This window comes from Acidimicrobiales bacterium, assembly GCA_016716005.1.
In the GTDB taxonomy this organism is placed as follows: domain Bacteria; phylum Actinomycetota; class Acidimicrobiia; order Acidimicrobiales; family JADJXE01; genus JADJXE01.
Genome location: JADJXE010000001.1, coordinates 2,654,105 through 2,672,165 on the forward strand (window position 1 = coordinate 2,654,105; position 18,061 = coordinate 2,672,165).

At 75.0% G+C, this 18,061-nt stretch carries 18 protein-coding genes and 1 tRNA gene; 10 read left to right on the top strand and 9 right to left on the bottom strand.

The annotated features are described in order from the left end of the window. Nucleotides 1-47 precede the first annotated feature (47 nt). The 5 genes from moaC (at nucleotide 48) to IPM45_13090 (ending at nucleotide 3,075) form a co-directional block, all read left to right on the top strand. The gene (gene moaC / locus IPM45_13070; GenBank protein MBK9180466.1) at nucleotides 48-542 is read left to right on the top strand and encodes a cyclic pyranopterin monophosphate synthase MoaC; all 495 of its coding nucleotides are present in this window, start codon (nucleotides 48-50) and stop codon (nucleotides 540-542) included. 168 nt (nucleotides 543-710) lie between these two features. After that, nucleotides 711-1,211: a hypothetical protein gene (locus IPM45_13075; protein ID MBK9180467.1), complete on the top strand. Its 501-nt coding sequence runs from the start codon at nucleotides 711-713 to the stop codon at nucleotides 1,209-1,211. Between the two features lie 8 nt (nucleotides 1,212-1,219). Continuing rightward, entirely contained in the window at nucleotides 1,220-1,873 is a 654-nt protein-coding gene (locus tag IPM45_13080; GenBank protein ID MBK9180468.1) for a haloacid dehalogenase, read from the top strand. Between the two features lie 45 nt (nucleotides 1,874-1,918). Then, nucleotides 1,919-1,991, top strand: a tRNA-Ala gene (locus IPM45_13085). Nucleotides 1,992-2,010: 19 nt separating this feature from the next. Then, entirely contained in the window at nucleotides 2,011-3,075 is a 1,065-nt protein-coding gene (locus tag IPM45_13090) for an alpha/beta hydrolase (GenBank protein MBK9180469.1), read from the top strand. 31 nt (nucleotides 3,076-3,106) lie between these two features. Here IPM45_13090 and IPM45_13095 read toward each other — a convergent pair whose 3' ends face one another. Continuing rightward, complete coding sequence (locus IPM45_13095; GenBank protein ID MBK9180470.1) at nucleotides 3,107-3,796, bottom strand: pentapeptide repeat-containing protein; 690 nt, start codon at nucleotides 3,794-3,796, stop codon at nucleotides 3,107-3,109. Between the two features lie 103 nt (nucleotides 3,797-3,899). On the opposite strand from IPM45_13095, the gene IPM45_13100 reads away from it, so the two are divergent. Together IPM45_13100 and IPM45_13105 are read left to right on the top strand one after the other, a co-directional pair. Then, nucleotides 3,900-4,667 (top strand): SDR family oxidoreductase, encoded by a 768-nt coding sequence (locus IPM45_13100; GenBank protein MBK9180471.1) that lies wholly within the window; start codon nucleotides 3,900-3,902, stop codon nucleotides 4,665-4,667. A gap of 141 nt (nucleotides 4,668-4,808) precedes the next feature. Further along, nucleotides 4,809-5,939 (top strand): methyltransferase domain-containing protein, encoded by a 1,131-nt coding sequence (locus tag IPM45_13105; protein MBK9180472.1) that lies wholly within the window; start codon nucleotides 4,809-4,811, stop codon nucleotides 5,937-5,939. Nucleotides 5,940-5,949: 10 nt separating this feature from the next. On the opposite strand, the gene IPM45_13110 is transcribed toward IPM45_13105, so the two are convergent. Beyond that, on the bottom strand, nucleotides 5,950-7,926 hold the full coding sequence (locus IPM45_13110; protein MBK9180473.1) for an ABC-F family ATP-binding cassette domain-containing protein: 1,977 nt from the start codon (nucleotides 7,924-7,926) through the stop codon (nucleotides 5,950-5,952). Between the two features lie 156 nt (nucleotides 7,927-8,082). Further along, entirely contained in the window at nucleotides 8,083-9,486 is a 1,404-nt protein-coding gene (locus tag IPM45_13115) for a beta-lactamase family protein (GenBank protein MBK9180474.1), read from the bottom strand. A gap of 84 nt (nucleotides 9,487-9,570) precedes the next feature. Between IPM45_13115 and IPM45_13120 the strand changes: the two genes are divergently transcribed. Beyond that, complete coding sequence (locus IPM45_13120) at nucleotides 9,571-11,457, top strand: DUF4214 domain-containing protein (GenBank protein MBK9180475.1); 1,887 nt, start codon at nucleotides 9,571-9,573, stop codon at nucleotides 11,455-11,457. A gap of 33 nt (nucleotides 11,458-11,490) precedes the next feature. Beyond that, nucleotides 11,491-11,919 carry a hypothetical protein gene (locus IPM45_13125; GenBank protein ID MBK9180476.1) on the top strand — a complete coding sequence of 143 codons (429 nt, stop codon included), beginning with the start codon at nucleotides 11,491-11,493 and terminating at the stop codon, nucleotides 11,917-11,919. Here the strand turns inward: IPM45_13125 and IPM45_13130 are convergent. From IPM45_13130 to IPM45_13140, 3 genes are read right to left on the bottom strand one after another with little or no spacing between them, the layout of a single operon-like run. Further along, complete coding sequence (locus IPM45_13130; protein MBK9180477.1) at nucleotides 11,916-12,341, bottom strand: cyclic nucleotide-binding domain-containing protein; 426 nt, start codon at nucleotides 12,339-12,341, stop codon at nucleotides 11,916-11,918. The two genes, IPM45_13125 and IPM45_13130, sit on opposite strands and share 4 nt — an antisense overlap. A gap of 10 nt (nucleotides 12,342-12,351) precedes the next feature. Then, nucleotides 12,352-12,801: a universal stress protein gene (locus IPM45_13135; GenBank protein ID MBK9180478.1), complete on the bottom strand. Its 450-nt coding sequence runs from the start codon at nucleotides 12,799-12,801 to the stop codon at nucleotides 12,352-12,354. After that, nucleotides 12,801-13,742: a carbamate kinase gene (locus IPM45_13140; protein ID MBK9180479.1), complete on the bottom strand. Its 942-nt coding sequence runs from the start codon at nucleotides 13,740-13,742 to the stop codon at nucleotides 12,801-12,803. Before IPM45_13140 ends, IPM45_13135 begins: the two co-directional genes overlap by 1 nt. Nucleotides 13,743-13,813: 71 nt before the next feature. On the opposite strand from IPM45_13140, the gene IPM45_13145 reads away from it, so the two are divergent. Continuing rightward, nucleotides 13,814-14,416 (top strand): TetR/AcrR family transcriptional regulator, encoded by a 603-nt coding sequence (locus tag IPM45_13145; protein ID MBK9180480.1) that lies wholly within the window; start codon nucleotides 13,814-13,816, stop codon nucleotides 14,414-14,416. Here the strand turns inward: IPM45_13145 and IPM45_13150 are convergent. The 3 genes from IPM45_13150 to IPM45_13160 form a co-directional block, all read right to left on the bottom strand. Further along, nucleotides 14,413-14,613, bottom strand: a complete 201-nt coding sequence (locus tag IPM45_13150) for a DUF1918 domain-containing protein (protein MBK9180481.1) — start codon at nucleotides 14,611-14,613, stop codon at nucleotides 14,413-14,415. The genes IPM45_13145 and IPM45_13150 overlap by 4 nt on opposite strands. An 11-nt stretch (nucleotides 14,614-14,624) precedes the next feature. Continuing rightward, the gene (gene ppsA, locus IPM45_13155) at nucleotides 14,625-16,940 is read right to left on the bottom strand and encodes a phosphoenolpyruvate synthase (GenBank protein MBK9180482.1); all 2,316 of its coding nucleotides are present in this window, start codon (nucleotides 16,938-16,940) and stop codon (nucleotides 14,625-14,627) included. Between the two features lie 102 nt (nucleotides 16,941-17,042). Then, on the bottom strand, nucleotides 17,043-18,050 hold the full coding sequence (locus tag IPM45_13160) for a zinc-dependent alcohol dehydrogenase family protein (protein ID MBK9180483.1): 1,008 nt from the start codon (nucleotides 18,048-18,050) through the stop codon (nucleotides 17,043-17,045). Nucleotides 18,051-18,061: the final 11 nt, after the last annotated feature.

An 18,061-nucleotide genomic window follows, 5' to 3' on the forward strand; every position in this document is an offset into this window, starting at 1 on the left:
CCGTGCCCCGGACGTCGGCTCCCGGCCGCCACCTACACTGCAGGCCCATGACCGAACGCGGCCTGACCCACGTCGACCCGCTGGGGCGGGCCCGCATGGTCGACGTCACCCCCAAGGACCCCACCCACCGACGGGCCATCGCCAAGGGCAGGGTGTTCATGCGTCCGGAGACGGTGAACCAGGTGGCGGCCAACGCCGTCACCAAGGGCGACGTGCTGGCCGTGGCCCGCGTGGCCGGGATCCAGGCGGCCAAGCGCACCCCCGACCTGATCCCGCTGTGCCACCCGCTGCTGGTCGGTTCGGTCTACGTGAACTTCCAGCTCGACGACGACTTCATCGAGGTGGAGGCCCAGGTCGAGACCTTCGACCGGACCGGGGTCGAGATGGAGGCGCTGACCGCCTGCTCGGTGGCCGCGCTCACGATCTACGACATGTGCAAGTCGGTCGATCGCTCCATGGTGCTGGGCGAGATCACGCTGTGGGAGAAGACCGGTGGCCGGTCCGGCACGTACCGTCGCCCCGAGGCCACCGACGGGCGGTGACACCCGCCGCCGGCTCGTTGTGACACCCGCCACACCCGGGTAGCGCCCGACCCCGGTTCGTAGTAGAACCGTAATGTTCGTCGCAGCACCCCCGACCCACCCGGACCATCCACCACCGGTTCTGAACCGAGGGTTACGGTCCCCGACACGAAAAGGTAGGCACGGAGCGTGACGTTGCTGGTTCTGGTGATCCTCGCTCTCATGTGGGCTGCGGTGCTGCTGCCACCGCTGATCCGGAGTCGTACGGAGAGCCGCCCCGGCGACTCCATCTCGTCGTTCCGGCGCCAGCTCTCGGTGCTCGAGCGCACCAGCCCGAGTGCCGGCTCGAACGTCACCGACCTGGCCACGCGCCGCAGGGCCGCGACCCCGGCCTCCCAGCCGGTCGACGTCCCCGCCGCCGGCATCACCCTCCACCAGGCCCAGCAGCGCCGGCGCACGATCCTGTTCGGGCTGGGTGCCAGCACCCTGCTCGTGGTGGCCCTGGCCGTCGTGGGCGGCGGCATCCTCCTGTGGGCTGCCGCTGCCGGGATGGTGGGCCTCGTCCTGGCGTACACGGCCCTGCTGGTGCGGGCCCGACAGGTGTCGATGGAGCGGGCCGTGAAGGTGCGCTACCTGCCCACCTCGGTCGGCTCCCAGCCGGCTCTGCTGCTCCGCCGCTCCGGCAGCTGACCGGGCCGGTGTCCCCGGCTCCCGATCCGCTCCGCCTCGCCCAGCTCGACGCGGCCGTCGCCTCGGCCGCGGCTCGCCTGTCGGCGGCCACCTCGGCTCGCGAGGTCGGGCTGGCCGCGTGCCGTCGGGTGGTCCGGGCCTCGGGCAGCTCGATCCGGGCCGTGCACCGCCTCGATCCGCAGCGGGCTGGCGTGCTCGCAGGCGAGGCGGAGGTGGCGCTGCGCCAGGCGCAGGACGCCCTGGACGCCTTCCCCGACGTGGCCCACGCCGGCTTCCTCCACGACGCCGAGAAGGAGTACACGGAGGCCCGCCTCACGGCCGCGCTCGTGGTCGCCGCGCCGGTGGACGGGCCCGACGAGCTCGGCGTCCAGCCGGCGGCCTGGCTGAAGGGGTTGGCCGAGGCTGCGTCGGAGCTGCGCCGCCATCTGCTCGACCGGCTCCGGGCCGGTGAGCTCGGCCGGGCCGAGGAGCTGCTTGCCGCCATGGAGGGCGCCTACGACGCGCTGGTGGTGATCGACGAGCCCGACGCCGTCACCCACGGCCTGCGGCGCACCCTCGACGCCCTCCGGGCGGTGCTGGAGCGCAGCCGGGCCGACGTCACCACGGCCGTCGTGCATGCCCGCGTGCAGGCCACCCTCCGGGCCCACGCCGGGCCCGGCTGACGGCCGGGACGCCGGCAGGGGTCGGCTACCATGCGTGGTCCCTCCGGGGGTGTAGCTCAGTTGGCAGAGCGCTACGTTCGCAACGTAGAAGTCGGCGGTTCGAGTCCGCTCACCTCCACCGGATCGGCCTGAGAGCGGTGGGCCGGAGGAAGGCGCCGCCGAGCGCGACCCCCTCCGACGCCGAGGCCGCGGCGGCGAGCGCGGCGCAGCTGTGGCGCCTGCTGGCCGCGCTGCCCGCCCGCAGCGACGAGGCCCTGGCCGTGCTCGACGGGGCCTTCGGCGACGTGCTGGCCGAGCAGGGCTCGCCGCTGGCGATCCCCCTGACGGTGCGCTCCGACGGGGCAGCGCTTGTGGCCGACCGTGCCGCGCTGGCCGAGCGCCTGCCCGGCGCCACCGGGCGGATCTGCGTGCTCGTGCACGGGCTGATGGGAACGGGGGCGGTCTGGGGCTTCCGCGACGATCCCGGGACCACCTACGGCTCCCTGCTCGCCCGGGACCTCGGGGTCACGCCGCTCTACGCCAGCTACAACACCGGCCGACACGTCTCCACCAACGCCCGGGAGCTGGCGCGCCTGCTCGACCGGCTGGTGGGGGCCTGGCCGGTGCGGGTGCGGGACATCACCCTCATCGGGCACAGCATGGGCGGGCTCGTGGTGCGCGGCGCGTGCCACTACGGCACGGTCGAGCGCCGGCAGTCGACCCTGCGGCGCTCGTGGCCCTCCAGGGTGCGGCGAGTCGTGCTCATCGGCGTGCCGAACGCCGGTTCGTGGCTCGAGGTGCTCGCCAACCTCACGAGCACCGCCCTCTGGGCCGTGCCCACGCCGGTGACGCGCCTGATCGGGTCGGGTCTCGACCGACGGAGCGCCGGGATCAAGGATCTGCGCTTCGGGTCGGTCCTCGACGAGGACTGGCAGGAGCGCGACCCGGATGCACCCGGCCCGGCGAGCCTGCACCGCGTCCGCGCGCCGCGTCGCGCCCGCTACCTCGTCGTCGCCGGCACCCTGACGGCCGATCCGGCCCATCCCGTCTCGCGCCTGCTCGGCGACAGCCTGGTGACGGCCCCCAGCGCCACCGGCGAGCTGGCCGACAGCCGGGTGCGCGAGCTGTTCCCGGACGCGACGATCCGGGTGCTGCCGACGGTGACGCACCTGGCGCTGGCCAGCCACCCCGACGTCTACGAGGAGATCCGAGCCTGGTGGTGACCGGGCCGCCCGGCCCGGTTCCGGCCCGGCGTCAGGGCGCCGGGCCGTCGCGGTCGTCGTCGACGGTGATGCGCAGGGCGGCGAAGAGCCGGAGGGCGAACGGGAGCACCTGGGTGGTGTCGAGCACCACCCCCTGCAGGTGCTCGGCGCCCCGCAGGCCCTCCAGGACGGAGCCGTGCAGTCGCAACCCCCGGGCGCGGGCCCCCGAGAGGTCGATCTCGGCGAGGTCGCAGTCGAACAGCTGGGTGGTGTCGAGCCTCGCCGCGGTGAAGTCGGCCGCCCTGAGGATCGACCCCTCGATGCGGAGCCGCTCGGCCGTCGCCATCCGGAAGCTGGCCCCGTCGAGCTTGCTGTCGACGATCCGCACGTCGCGGAGACGAGCGTCGGGGAGCAGCACGCCCGTCAGGCGGCACCGGCGCAGCTCGACCCGGGTGAGGAGGGCGCCGGCCAAGTCGGCGCCGGAGAGGTCGGCGTCCTCGACCAGGGTGTCGGTGAGGCGCATGCCCTGGAGCCGGGCGCCGGTGAGGAGCACGCCGGAGAGCCTCGACTCGGCCACGTCGAGCCCCCCGGCGACCAGGCCCGAGAGGTCGCCCTGCACCTCCACGCCGACCCAGTCGAGGTCCTCGCGCAGGTCGTCGCCGGCTGCCGGCCGGAGCGCGGTGGGCAGCCGGGGCGGGAGAGGGGGCAGCGGCGTCGAGGTGGAGCGGTCGCGCCGGGCCATCAGATGAGGTGGCGGGGAGCCGCGGAGGCCATGGCGCGACCCTAGGGGCGCAGCTGCGAGCAGCGTCGCCAGGCCTGCCCGGCCGGCGGGGCATGCTTCCGGTATGACCGACCTGTTCTCCATCGCCGGCAAGACCGCTCTCGTGACCGGGGGCTCGAGGGGCATCGGCCTCATGATCGCCGAGGCGTACGTCCGCGCCGGCGCCCGCGTGTACATCTCGTCGCGCAAGGCCGACGTGTGCGAGCAGGTGGCCGGCGAGCTGTCCGAGGTGGGGGAGTGCATCTCGCTGCCGGCCGACCTGTCGACCGAGGCCGAGTGTCGGCGGCTCGCCGGGCTGATCGCCGGGCGTGAGCCCCGGCTCGACGTCCTGGTGAACAACGCCGGCGCCACCTGGGGCGCTCCCCTCCAGCAGTTTGACGACGCGGCGTGGGACCGGGTGCTGTCGCTCAACGTGAAGGGCGTGTTCCACCTCACGAAGTTCCTGGTGCCCCTCCTCGAGGCCGCCGGCACCGCGGACGCGCCGGCTCGGGTGATCAACATCGGCAGCATCGACGGCATCCACGTGCCCGTGCTCGAGACGTACTCGTACTCGTCGTCCAAGGCTGCGGTGCACCAGCTGACGCGCCACCTGGCCAGCCGGCTCGCGCCGACGATCACGGTGAACGCCATCGCACCCGGCCCGTTCGAGTCGAAGATGATGGCGGCGACCCTGGAGGCCTTCGGGGAGCAGATCGCGTCGAGCGCGCCGCTGAAGCGGATCGGCCGGCCCGACGACATCGCCGGTGCCGCGATCTACCTGGCGTCGCGCGCCGGTGCCTACCTCACCGGCGCGGTCATCCCGGTCGACGGTGGCATCGCGGCCATCGGCTAGGCACCGCGGGTGCCCGGCTACAGTGCCGCGCCCCGTCCCTCGAGCGAAGCGATTGCCATGGGCAGGCGACGTCGTGCAACCAGCCGGGCCTCCGGGCAGCAACGAGCCGAGAGCTACCTGCGACGCGTCGGCCTGCCGCGGGTGGCCACCGGCGAGGCGTGGCTGGAGGGCCTCGAGCGTCGGCACGGGCGAGCGCTGGTCGCAGAGCTCACCACCGCCCTCCGAGCGCGGGCCACGGGCGAGCCGGTCGACGTGGACGCGATCCTCCTCGCCGACCTCGACCTGGCGATCGACGGGCTGGCGGTCGTGGGCGGCCGGCACGCGGCCTGGCTCACCTGGTGGGCCGAGCATCCGCGCCCGGCCGAGCGCCTGGTCGACGTGGGGTGCGGGCCCGGCCTCGCCGCCTGCTTCTACGCCCTCGAGGCGCCCGACACCGAGGTGATCGGGATCGACCGGTCGGCCCTGGCCGTCGAGCGGGCCGACGAGCTGGCCCGGCGCCTCGGCGTGCCCAACGTGCGCTTCGAGGCGACCGAGCTGCACGACCTCGACCAGGAGCGGCTCGGGGGTGCCGCCGACGTCGTGGTGGCCACCGCGCTGGTGGCCGACGTCGCGCCAGAGCTGAGCCGCGCCCCGGCCGACCCGTGGTCCCGCCTTCGCAGCATCGACGAGGCGCTCCGCGGGTCGGGGGCCGCGCCCGCCGACCAGCTGGCCGGCCTGCTGGCGCCGGGTGGCAGCCTGCTCACGCTCGACCGCTGGGGCGACACCGTGGCCCTGGCGGCGTGGTGGGGCGCCCTGGCCGCGGCCGGCCTCCGGGTCGACCCCGAGGCCGCCGGCCACCTGCGGGTGCGTGGCTTCGACGGCACCGACGTGTGGTCGCGCACGGTCGCCCGGTCCACCGGAAGCGTGCTCGGCTGGGACGCCGACCGCTTCGCCGACTGGGCCCTCACCTCGCTCACCGCCGCCGGTGGCACCCAGGCCGCCCAGGCCCTGGCCTACGAGCGCGTGCTCCGCTCGCTGGGTCCGCTCGAGCTCGTGTGGGGCCGGGAGGCGCACCACGCCGACGGCTCGGGAGTCGAGCGGTTGGTCGTGCTGCGGGCCGACGACGGCGAGGCCGTGGCCTGGCACGCCACCACCCGGGGCTACCGGATGGTGGTCACCGGTGGCAGCGAGGCCTCGGTCGACGACTACGTGGCCCAGTTCGAGGCGTACCTGAACGGCCAGCTGCCGCACCTGGGCGAGCTGCACGAGCTCGGGGCGTGGGAGTGCCCGTGACGGCTGCGGCCTAGGGTGCGGGCGGGGCGAACCGGGCCTCGGCGTCGTCCAGCTCGGTGTGGGCCTGCACCCACGCGTCGGTGAGGGCGGCGGCCTGGTCCTTGGCCGCCTCGTGGGCGGTCGCCGCCTCCCGCACCTGCTCCGGGTCGTCGTACAGCGCGGGGTCTGCCAAGCGGCGCTGCAGCTCGGCAACGTCGGCCTCGGCCCGGGTCAGCTCGCGCTCGAGCCGGGCGACGCGTGCCCGAAGCTGCTTGGTGGCAGCGCCGCGCCGCTCGCGCTCACCGGCCGTGACCCGCCGCCCCTCCTTGCGGGCTGCGCCCTCCGCTCGTGCCGCTCCCTCGCCGGGGCCGCGCCGGCGACCCGGCGGGTTCATGGCCGTGCCGTCGGGCGCTGGTGGCCGCAGCACCGACTCGTCGACGCCGAGGTGGTGCCGGGCGACACCGCCTCGCACCTCCACCAGGCTCGTGGCCACGTTCCGGATGAGGTGCCGATCGTGGGTGACGAGGATCACCGTGCCCGGGTACGCGGCCAGGGCGTCCTCCAGCACGTCGCAGCTCGGCAGGTCGAGGTGGTTGGTGGGTTCGTCCAACACGAGCAGGTTCACGGGGTTCACCAGGGCGCAGGCCAGGGCCAGTCGGGTCCGCTCGCCCCCCGAGAGATCGCCGACCCTGCGGTCGGCCAGCTCGCCGGGGAAGCCGAACGACCCGGCGACGGTGCGAGGGTTGCGAGCACCGAGGCGCGGGCCGGCCGCGGCCTTGAGCTCGTCGAGCACGGTGCGCTCGGGGCGCAGGCGCTCGATGTGGTGCTGGGCGAACGAGGCGACGTCGACGTTGGCGCCCAGCTGCACGTCGCCGGCCAGGGGGTCGAGCTCGCCGAGCAGCAGGCGCACCAGGGTGGTCTTGCCGGCGCCGTTCGGCCCCACGAAGGCGACCTTGTCACCCCTCTCCACCACCAGGTCGACGCCGCGCAGCACGGGCACCCCGTCGTAGCCGACGTCGACGCCGGACAGCTGGGCGACGACCCGCGCCGACCGCCGCGGGGGCGGGAAGGCGAAGCGGGCGACCAGCGCCGAGTGGTCGGGCGCCTCGATGCGCTCGAGCTTCGCCAGGGTCTTGACCCGGCTCTGCACCTGTCTGGCCTTGGTGGCCTTGTACCGGAAGCGTTCGATGAAGCGCTCGACCCGCTCCAGCTCCTTGTGCTGCTGGGCCGCGGCGGCCCGGGCCCGCTCGAGCCGCTCCTCGCGCGCCACCACGAACTCGGCGAAGCCCCCGACGTACTCGGTGGCCGTGCCGCCGGCCAGCTCCAGGACGCGGTTGGCCACGGCGTCGATGAAGTCGCGGTCGTGGCTCACGAAGAGCAGGGCGCCGGCCCATGCCGCCAGCGTGTCCTCCAGCCAGGCGACGCTGTCGGTGTCGAGGTGGTTCGTCGGCTCGTCGAGCACCAGCACGTCGGGCCGGGCCAGCAGCAGCGCGCCGAGGGTGGCCCGCATCCGCCAGCCACCCGACATCTCGGCGAGGGGCCGGTCGCTGTCGGCCGGGTGGAAGCCGAGCCCGGCGAGGATCCGGCGGGCCTCGGCCTCCAGGGCGTAGCCGTCGAGGTCCTCGAAGCGGTGCTGGGCCTCGCCCAGCTCGGCCAGGGCGCGATCGTGCTCGTCGCCCGTGGTCGCCGCGACGCGCTCGGCCAGCTCGTGGAGGCGGCGCTCGAGCGGGCGCAGCTCGGGGACGCCGCCGAGCACCGCGTCGAGGACGCTGCCCGAGGGTTCGCCCAGCGGCTCCTGGGGCAGGTAGCCGAGCCGCAGGCCACGAGGGCGGTGCACCTCGCCGGCATCGGCGGGCTGCAGCCCCACCAGGATCTCGAGCAGCGTGGTCTTGCCGGTGCCGTTGCCGCCCACGAGGGCGACCCGCCGGCCGGACGAGAGGCCGAAGGACACCTCGCGGAACAGCGTGCGCGTGCCGTACGCCTTCTCCAGACCCGACACGGTGATCACGGGGGCGGGAGGGTACCGGGCCCGTCGGCGGGCGTCGCCTCGGCGGCGCCGGCCGGGACGACCCGGGCCGCCCATCGGGGCGGGCGGGAGGCCGCGCCGGGCTGCTCGTGGGCCACGGCCCCACCGTAGGTCGGACCTCGTCGGGCGGTGGGCCCCTCAGGCCCGGTCGGTCGGCTCGCGGGCGAGGCGGGGGGCCAGTCGGCCGCCGACGTGGAGGCCCGCGACCCGACCCGCTGCGTCCCGCCGGAACCACGCCTGCTCGCCGAGGGACTCGCCGACCACTCGGTCGGGAGCGAAGAACCGTGCCGGCACCGGCGGGAGCGGCGGTGGGGCCCACACGTCGGGGACGGCCGGCCGGCCGTGGGTCACCAGCACCAGGTCGGCGTCGTCGTGGCCGTCGGGGCGGCGCACCTCGTGGTCCCAGAACGGCCCGGCGTACCAGCCGAGCAGCTCGTCGACGTCGGCCGGGCGGGCACTCGGATCGGGGGCGGGCGGAGCGTCGTCGAGCCCGAGGGCGCCCTCGAGTACCGCCCTGACGACGGCCTGCACCACCGGGAAGCCGGTGACGGCGTTGGTGAGCACGGCCAGTGCGAGGTGCCGCTCGGGCACGAGCACCACGCGGGACGAGTACCCGACGGTGAGGCCCCCGTGCGAGGCGGTGTGCACGCCCTGCACGGGTCGCAGGAACCAGGCTGCGCCGGTGTGCTCGTGCACCTCCGACGTGGCCGCCCAGGGTTCGCGCATGGCGGACACCGTGGCCTCGGCGAGGAGCCGGGTGCCGTCGGGAGCCACGCCCCCGCCCAGGTGGAAGCGGGCCCACGCGGCCAGATCGGCGGTGCACGACACCAGCCCGCCGGCGGGCCCGTCGGCGGGCGGCAGCTCCCAGCCCGGCTGCCACCCGGCCCCCCGGAGCACGAACGTGGTGCCGTCGAGGCGCAGGTGCGGCGCGGCCACGCGCCGGGTGACGGCCTCGTCGGCGGTGAGGACCGAGTGGCCCATGCCCAGGGGTCGCAGGAGCTCGTCGGCGAGCAGGTCGGCGTAGCGGCGGCCGGTCACCGCCTCGAGGAGCGCGCCGGCCACGCTGAAGGCGGCGTTGTTGTACGACCAGGCCGTTCCCGGCGCGAACAGCTGCGGCGCGTCGGGGAGGCCGGACAGCAGATCCTCGAGCGACCGACCGGTCGCCGGGGCGCGGTGCACGAAGAACCAGTCGCCGTGGAAGCCGGCGGTGTGGGTGAGGAGCATGCGGACCGTGACCGCGTCGGCGTCGGACCGCAGGGAGAAGGCGGGCAGGTAGAGCCGCACCGGGGCGTCGAGTTCCACGACCCTCCGCTCGACCTGCTGCATCACCAGGGCGGCCGTGAACGTCTTGGTGATCGACGCGACCTGGAACAGGGTGCGGTCGGTCACGGGGAGCGGGTCCTCCACGCTGGTGACCCCGTAGCCGGCGTGGGTCTCCTCGCCGTCGTGCACCATCCCGACGGCGACGCCGGGGACGCCGTGCTGCTCGATCAGCGGCGGCACGACGGCATCGAGCAGGTCGCGGACGTGCTGGGTCGCCATGGTTCCCCCTCCCGGCCACCGGGCAGCCTACGGCCCCGCGGGCCCGCGGCCCGGGGGCGGGCCGCCATGGGCGAGACTCGGGCGGTGCGACGACGGACGGTCTCGAGGCGGGCTCGGCTCTGCGCCGCGCTCGCGGCCCTGCTGGTGCTGGTGCTGGTGCTGGCCTCGGTCGCGCCGGCGGGATCCGCCGCGGCGCAGGCTGCTCCCCTGCCCCCGGACGGGCCGTGGCTCGACGTGGTGAACCTCTACCGGGCCACCGCCGGGCTGGCGCCGGTGGGGGTCGAGCCATCGTGGTCCGACGGGGGCGCGCTCCACGCCCGGTACATGGCCCAGCACGGCCTGATCGCCCACGGTGAGGATCCCCGGTCGCCGTGGTACACGCCGGCCGGGGCCGCCGCCGGCGAGGACAGCAACATCGGACCGGGCGACGCCGACTGGACCGACCGGGGCTTCATCGAGTCGTTCATGACCGCCCCGTTCCACGCCTTCGGCGTGCTCCGCCCGGGCCTGCGCACCGTCGGGTACGGCGCGTACCGGGACCCCGGCGCGCCCCTCACCGGCGCCGCCACGCTCGATGTGATCCGCGGGCTCGACCAGCAGGTGCGCCAGCAGCAGCCGATCCTGTGGCCCGGCCCGGATGCCACCGTGCCCCTCACCTCGTTCGACCTCGAGACCCCCGACCCACTCACCGCGTGCCCGGGGTGGACCCCGCCTGCCGGGCTGCCCATCGTGGTGCTGCTGCCCGAGGCCCCCGGCCCGGTGTCGGCGTCGGTCACGCAGGGAGACCGCGCCCTGCCGGTGTGCGTGATCACCGCCGATGGGTACCGCCACCCGGACCCGTCCTGGCAGGAGGTCGGCCGCGCCCTGCTCGACTTCGACGACGCCGTGATCGTGATCCCCCGTGACCCCCTCGATCCGGGCGTCACGTACCTGGTCTCGGTCACCACCGCCGCCCGCCGGCTGTCGTGGTCGTTCACCAGCGCGGAGCAGCTGGCACCCCATCCCGTGCCCCCGGCGGTGACCGATCTCGGCGCCGCCGTCGACGGGGGCGCGGTGCGGCTGGCGTGGACGCCGGTGGCCGGTGCCGCCTCGTACCGGGTGATCCGAAGCGGACGGGTGCTGGCGACCGTCGTCGCTCCGCCGTACGTCGACCGCTCGGCACCGCAGGGCCTCGGCTCCGCGTACCAGGTGATCGCCGTGGGTCCCTTCCTCGAGCGCCAGCGCGAGCCGTCGGCTGCGGTGGCGGTGGCGCCCGGCGCCGACGAGGCGACGGCCGCCGCGGTCGCCGCCGATCGCCGCGGGGGGAACCCGTTCGTGACGGTCGAGGCCTACATCGGCCGCCAGCACCGCGACCTCGTCGGCCGCCCCGCGAGCACGGGCGACCTGGCCATGTGGGCCAAGCAGGTGCGCATGCGGCTGCTCAGCCCGCTCGACGTGACGGTGCGGCTGCTCCGCTCGAGCGGGTACGGCGGTCTGGCCGCCCCGCTCGTGCGGCTCCACCTGGCCGCCAACGGCCGGGTGCCCGACGCGCCCTGGCTGCTCCAGCAGCTCGCCGCTCGGCGGGCGGGCACGGCGCTCCTGGCCATCGCCGAGGGCCTGGCCGCCTCGCCGGAGGTCCAGGCTCGCTTCGGCGGCGGAGACGACGGGGCGTTCGTCGACCGCGCCTACCAGGTGGTGCTGGATCGGCCGGCCGACGCGGGAGGTCTGGCGTTCTGGACCTCGCTGCTGGGGGCCGGGCGGGTGACGCGCGCCGGGGTGATCCTCGGACTGGCCGAGGCGGGTGAGCACGCGCTGGGCACCTGGCGCACCGCCGAGGTGACGCTGGCCTACGTCGGGTTGCTCCGTCGGGCGCCCGACCCGGGCGCGCTGGCGTTCTGGAGCGCGACGCCGGCGCCGCTCGACCAGGTGGCCTGGGCGCTGGTGACGTCGGGGGAGTACGCCGCCAGGTTCCGCCCGGTCGAAGCGGCGTAGGGTTCGGCCCGGACACGTCCGGAGGGAGCAGCCATGAGCGACGCAGAGGACCAGACCCCCCAGCCGGCTGGGGGAACGGCCGGCGAGGCCGACGAGCGTGCGGCCGACGAGGCCAGGTGGGCCCAGGTCTCGGCGCGCTGGGACGAGGTGGGCGAGCACTTCCGGGCGCTGGGCGAGCAGGTGCGCCAGCAGTGGCAGGGAGGCAAGGAGGACGAGCGGCTGGCCGAGAGCCAGCGCAGCATCGACGCCGCCCTGAAGGACATCGCCGACGCCGCCAGCCGGGTGGTGTCGGCGATCGGTGACACGGTGAAGGACCCCGGGCCGCGCCAGGAGGCGGGGAAGGCGGCGTCGACCCTTGCCGATGCCTTCGCCGGCACGGTGCAGGCCGCCGTCGACGAGGTGCAGCGCTTCATCAGCAGCCGCCGGCGGGGCGGCGACGGCGGCGAGTCGCCGGCGTCCTAGCCCACGCTGGGCGGGGCCACCTCGTTCAGCCGCCGCGACAGACCGATCAGGATCTTGCCGGCCAGCTCGGGCACCTCTTCCAGCAGGGCCCAGAAGTTGCCGCGGTCGAGCACCAGCAGCGTGACCGGCGTGACGGCCGTGACGGTGGCCCGGCGCGGCGTGTGCTCGATGAGGGCCATCTCGCCGAAGAAGTCGCCGGGGTGGAGCGTGGCGACCGGCTGCCCGCCCTTGGTGACGCTGGCCTCGCCCTCGACGAGCACGAAGAACTCCCGACCGGGGGTGCCCTCCTCGATCACCCTCGTGCCGGCGGCCAGGTCGAGCGGCGACGCCGTCCGGGCGATCAGCGTGAGGTGCTTCTTCGGGCATGCCGCGAACAGCGGCACCCTGGCGAGATGGTCGAGGTAGGGATCGTGCCGGGCCATCGGCGGAACCCTAGCCGTCGGTCCTCTCGGGGCGCGGGGGCACGATCACCACGGGGCAGGGCGCGTGATGCGCGCACTGCTCGCTCACCGAGCCGAGCAGGAGCCCGACGAACCCTCCGTGCCCCCGGGTGCCCACCACCAGCAGGTCGGCCCCCTCGGCCACGTCGAGCAGCGCCCGAGCCGGGGGCCCGGGCTGCACCAGCCGCTCAATGGTCACGTCGGGAGGGTGGCCGTCCGTCACCCGCTCGATGGTGAGGTCGAGGAGTGCGGCGGCGTCGCTCTCCACGTCGTCGATCGCGAACACGGGGGCCGTGACGCCTGGGACGGTGGCCACGTAGGGGTACGTCCACGCCAGCACGAGCTGGAGGGTGGCCCCCCGTGCCGCCGCCTCGTCGAGCGCCCAGCCGAGCGCCGCGTCGCCCCCCGGCGATCCGTCGACACCGACGACGATCCTGGCCATCAGGCCTCCTCCGGGTGGTAGGTGGTGGCGCCGCTGCCGGGGAGCACCCGGGTGCCGGCCTCGCCGTCGAGCAGGGCGCCGGCATCGTCGAGCGCCCCGATGGCGGCGATGCCCTCCGTGGCGCCCACGAAGCGGCAGCAGGCCTCGACCTTCGGGGCCATCGAGCCCGCCTCGAAGGCAGCGGCCCGGAGGGTCGCGACGTGCGCCGTGCGGATCGGGCGCCGGGCGGGGCCGCCCCACCCCTCCATCACCGCGGGCATGTCGGTGAGCAGCAGCAGCGCGTCGGCGCCCAGCCGGCTGGCGAGCAGCGCCGCGGCCAGGTCCTTGTCCACCACGGCCTCGACGCCCCCGTAGGCGCCCCGCTCGTCGACCGCGACCGGGATGCCGCCCCCGCCGGCGCACACGACCACGACGTCGTTGTCGACCAACGTGCGGATCGTGCGCTGCTCCACGATGGCCACCGGCTCGGGCGAGGCCACCAGCCGGCGCCACCGGCCCCGTTCGTCGGGCCGCACGGTCCAACCGCGCTCGGCCATGAGGAGCTTGGCCTCGTGCTCGGTGTAGGCGGGGCCGACGGGCTTCGATGGTGCCGCGAACGCCGGGTCGGAGGGGTCCACGACCGTCTGGGTGAGCAGGGTCGCGACGTCCCGGCCGGGGAGGGCGTTCTCGAGGCCCTGCTCGAGCAGGTAGCCGATCAGCCCCTCGGCCTCGGCACCCACCACGTCGAGGGTGTAGGGAGCGGCGCCCGCCCACGACTCGCTCTGCAGGGCGAGGAGCCCCGCCTGGGGGCCGTTGCCGTGCGTGACCACCACCTGGTGGCGGGCGGCGACGTCGGCGATGGCTGCGACCGCGCCCTCGACGTTGGCGCGCTGGGGCTCCAGATCCGGACGCTCGCCCCGCTTGAGCAGGGCGTTGCGGCCGAGCGAGACGACGACGAGCACCGACCGACCTTAGCCCGCGGTCGTGGCGGCACCGCCGAGCCGAGCGGCGGTGAGGAGGGTAGCCTCGCGAGATGCCCAGGATCAGTGCCCCCACGTTGGCGGAGCATCGCCAGCGTCAGGTCGCGGCGCTCATGGCCGCCGCGCGCGACGTCCTCCTGGAGCAGGGCCTCGACGGCCTCACCTTCGCCGCGGTGGCGGCGCGGGCCGGCATCGCCCGCAACACGGTGTACGAGTACTTCGCCGGACGTGACGACCTGCTCGTGGCGCTGGCGGAGGCAGAGGTGCCGGCGTGGGTCGAAGCGGTCGCGGCGGCGATGGCCGCGGAGCCCTCGCCCGAAGACCGACTGGCCATGTTCGTCCGGGTGCAGCTGCGGATGGTCGCGACCGGCGAGCACCGGGTCGGCAGCATGCTCATGGGCGTGCGGCTGCCGCCCGATGCCGACGACCGGCTGCACCACGTGCACGCGCCGATGTCGAAGCCGCTCCTCGCCACCCTGGCCGAGCTGGGTCTGCCCGAGCCGATGCTCGCGGCCCGGCTGGTGCACGGCGTGACCCGCGCCGCGGCGCTCGAGCTCGACGAGGGCGCGCCGGCCGAAGCGGTGATCGAGCTCGCCGTGCGCCTCGTGCTCGACGGGCTGGCCCGGCCCGGCTCGCCCGACCGCTCGGGCTCCTAGCCCTCCTCGCTCGTGTAGTGCTCGACCGCGGCGTCGGGCCCCGGGAAGAAGATGCTCTCGTGGCCGTCGTCCGACCACCGCACCTTCCAGGGCGGCGAGCCGTCGGTGCCGTGCACCTCCAGCACCACGGCATCGCGGTCGGGCTCACCCACGTGGTGGCCCTTGATGATGATGCGGTCGCCTACCGCCGCCTTCATGGGCTCCTCCTTCAGGATCGGGCGCGGATCGACTCGAGCAGCAGCCGCTTCTCGGCTGCCGCGATCACGTGGCGCGTGGCCTTGGCCGCGTCGGGGTTGACCGAGATCGAGGTGATGCCGAACCGCACGAGGTGCTCGGCGAACCCGGGCCTGTTCGAGGGGGCCTGGCCGCACAGCGACGAGGTGATGCCCGCCTCTCGGCAGGCGCCGACGATCCGCCCGATGGCGTCGAGAACGGCGGCGTCCTCCTCGTCGAACAGATCGGCGCACACCTCGGAGTCGCGGTCGACGCCGAGCATCAGCTGGGTGAGGTCGTTCGAGCCGATCGACACCCCGTCGATGCCCATCGACGCGTACTCGGGGATCCGGAACACCACCGACGGCACCTCGGCCATCACCCACCGGTGCAGGCCGCGCTGGTGCCCGAGGGGGCTGGCGTCGATCAGCTCGAGGCAGGCCTCGAGCTCCCACCGGGTGCGCACGAACGGGATCATGATCGCCAGGCCGGGCGTCTCCTCCCGGACACGGGTGAGCATGTCGAGCTCGAGCCGGAACAGCTCGGGCTCCTTCACGTAGCGGTAGCAGCCGCGGTAGCCGATCATCGGGTTGTCCTCGTGTGGCTCGTAGCGCTCGCCACCCGTGAGGCCCCGGAACTCGTTGGTGCGGAAGTCGACCGTGCGGTAGACGACCGGCCGGGGGTGGAAGGCCCGCGTGATGCGCAGCACCGAGGCCGCCATCCTGGCGATGAACTCCTCGCGGCGGCCCTGGGCGATCAGGTGCAGCGGGTGCATCCCCCCGAGGGCGTCGGTGATCATGAACTCGGCCCGCAGCAGCCCCACCCCGTCCACCGGCAGCGCGGCCACCTCGTCGGCGTGCTCGGCGAAGGCCAGGTTGACGTAGAGACGGGTGGCGAGCGGCTCCACCGACTCGACGGGGAGCGGGCCGATGCGCTCGCGGACGCTGGCCGCCGGCACCCCCTCGTGGGTGAGGCGGGCCACCAGGTCACCCCGGTAGATCTTGCCGCCGGAGCCGTCGACCGTCACCACCTCGCCGCTGCGGAGCGACGTGGTCGCGCTGCGGGCCGCGACCACGCAGGGCACACGGAGCTCGCGGCTCACGATGGCGGCGTGGCAGGTCATGCCACCGCCGTCGGTGACGAGGGCCGCGGCCCGGCGCATGGTGGGCACCCAGTCGGGGTTCGTCATCGGGGCGACGAGGATCTCGCCGTCGGCCAGCGTCGCTCCGTCGTCGGGGTTGAACAGCACGCGCACCCGGCCCGACACGATCCCCGGCGCCGCGCCCAGCCCGGTGAGGGCCGGCTCGGGCATGGGCCCCGCCGTGCCGTCCGGCCCGGGGGCCTCGCCGAGGGTGGTGATGGGACGTGACTGCAGCAGGTACCGGTGGCCGCCGGCGTAGGCCCACTCCATGTCCTGGGGCTCGCCGTAGTGGTGCTCGACGTCGAGCGACAGCTGGGCCAGGTCGAGCAGCTCCTCGTCGGTGAGCACCCGCCGGCCGCCCTCCTCCGGTGACAGCTCCACGACCAGGTCGCCCCCGTCGGGCCCCCGCACGATCTGGTGGTGCTTCACCCCCACCCGGGCCTCGAGCAGCCGCGGCGCGCCGTCGCCCTTGGCCACCAGGTACGTGTCGGGCTCGACCTGCCCGCCCACGACGACCTCGCCCTGCCCGAACGCAGCCTCGATCACGATGCGGCTCGTGTCGCTGGTGGACGGGTCGGCCGAGAACATCACACCCGAGCGCTCCGACGGGACCATGGCCTGGACGACGACGGCGATGGCGGGCTCGTCGGTCAGGCCCTGGCTCGCCCGGTAGGAGACCACCCGCTGGCCGAACATCGACATCCAGCACCGGACGACCCCGTCGATGAGCTCGTCCTCCCCGGCGACGTTGGTGAAGGTCTCGTTCATCCCTGCGAACGACGTGCCGGCGGTGTCCTCGGCCGTCGCCGACGAGCGAACGGCCACGAACGGGTCGCCCCCCTGACGGGCGACCAGTGCCCGGTAGGCGTCGAGGATCTGGACCCGCAGCGCGTCGCCCACGCCGACCTTGTGCACGAGCTCGCGGAGTCGCATCGACGTCTCGGCCAGCGCTGCCGGGTCGGCTGCGTCGAGCGCACGCTCCTGCTCGATCAGCTCCTGGCGCACGCCGCCGCTCTCCATGGCCGCCAGGTAGGCGGGTGCGGTGATCACGAAGCCGGGCGGCACGGGGAAGCCCGCCGACGCCAGCTCGCCGAGGTTCGCGCCCTTGCCGCCGGCAAGGGGTGTGTCGTCCTTCGACAGCTCCTCGAACGGTACGACCAAGCGGTCCATGTCGGCCTCCTCCGCAGCGCGCCCGGCGGGCCGTGCCGGGGCGGGCGTCGCGTCCAGTGACGCGCCGGTTCGCCGCGGGTGGAAGGGCCGAAGGTCCGGTTGTCAGTAGGTCACGCGGAGCACCGCGGCACCGGTCACCCGGTCGTGGGCCAGGTCGTCGAGGGCGCCATCGGCCTCCTCGAACGGGTACGGCTGCGTCTCCACGCGGAGGGGGATGCGTGCCGCCAGGGCGAGCAGCTCGTCGCCGTCGGTGCGGGTGTTCGCGGTGGTGCTGGCCAGCGAGCGCTCCTGGAAGAGGTGCTCCTGGTACCGCAGGGGCGGGATGTCGCTCAGGTGGATGCCGGCGATCGACAGGGTGCCCCCGCGGTCGAGCGCGGCGAGGGCCACGGGGACCAGCTCTCCCACGGGCGCGAAGAGCACGGCCGCGTCGAGCGGCTCGGGTGGCGCGTCGAAGGCCCCGCCGGCCGAGGCGCAGCCCAGGGCGAGGGCCAGGCGGCGGGCGTCGGCCGAGCGGGTGAGCACGTGCACGGTGGCGCCCTCGTGCAGCGCGATCTGGGCCGCCAGGTGCGCCGACGCACCGAACCCGTAGATGCCCAGGCGGCCGCCGTCGGGCAGCCGGGCCCGGCGCAGCGCCCGGTACCCGATGATCCCGGCGCAGAGCAGGGGTGCGGCCGGCTCGTCGGCGAAGCCGGGCGGCAGCCGGTAGGCGTAGTCCTCGTGCACCACGGCGTGCTCGGCGTAGCCGCCGTCGTCGTCCCAGCCGGTGAAGCGGGGCGTGAGGCACAGGTTCTCGTCGCCCCGCAGGCAGAAGCGGCAGCGACCGCAGGTGTGGCGGAGCCAGGCGATGCCGACGCGGTCGCCCACGGCCAGGCGCCGGCCCGCACCGGGGCCCAGCGCGTCGACGCTCCCGACCACCTCGTGGCCCGGCACCACCCGGGGCCGGCGGACCGGCAGGTCGCCCTCGGCCACGTGCAGGTCGGTGCGGCAGATGCCGCACACGTGCACCCGAACCCGGACCTCGCCCGGTCCGGGTTCGGGGACCGGTCGCTCCTCGAGACGGAGCGGGTGCCCTCCGACGGGCCCCGGGTGGTCCACCACCCACGCCCGCATCGTGCGCCCAG

Excerpts from the sequence above, each read along its gene's own strand:
- moaC (MBK9180466.1), top strand. The coding sequence starts at position 48 with ATGACCGAACGCGGCCTGACCCACGTCGACCCGCTGGGGCGGGCCCGC.
- IPM45_13095 (MBK9180470.1), bottom strand. The coding sequence starts at position 3,796 with ATGGCCCGGCGCGACCGCTCCACCTCGACGCCGCTGCCCCCTCTCCCG.
- IPM45_13100 (MBK9180471.1), top strand. The coding sequence starts at position 3,900 with ATGACCGACCTGTTCTCCATCGCCGGCAAGACCGCTCTCGTGACCGGG.
- IPM45_13115 (MBK9180474.1), bottom strand. The coding sequence starts at position 9,486 with ATGGCGACCCAGCACGTCCGCGACCTGCTCGATGCCGTCGTGCCGCCG.
- IPM45_13125 (MBK9180476.1), top strand. The coding sequence starts at position 11,491 with ATGAGCGACGCAGAGGACCAGACCCCCCAGCCGGCTGGGGGAACGGCC.
- IPM45_13130 (MBK9180477.1), bottom strand. The coding sequence starts at position 12,341 with ATGGCCCGGCACGATCCCTACCTCGACCATCTCGCCAGGGTGCCGCTG.
- IPM45_13135 (MBK9180478.1), bottom strand. The coding sequence starts at position 12,801 with ATGGCCAGGATCGTCGTCGGTGTCGACGGATCGCCGGGGGGCGACGCG.
- IPM45_13145 (MBK9180480.1), top strand. The coding sequence starts at position 13,814 with ATGCCCAGGATCAGTGCCCCCACGTTGGCGGAGCATCGCCAGCGTCAG.
- IPM45_13150 (MBK9180481.1), bottom strand. The coding sequence starts at position 14,613 with ATGAAGGCGGCGGTAGGCGACCGCATCATCATCAAGGGCCACCACGTG.
- ppsA (MBK9180482.1), bottom strand. The coding sequence starts at position 16,940 with ATGGACCGCTTGGTCGTACCGTTCGAGGAGCTGTCGAAGGACGACACA.
- IPM45_13160 (MBK9180483.1), bottom strand. The coding sequence starts at position 18,050 with ATGCGGGCGTGGGTGGTGGACCACCCGGGGCCCGTCGGAGGGCACCCG.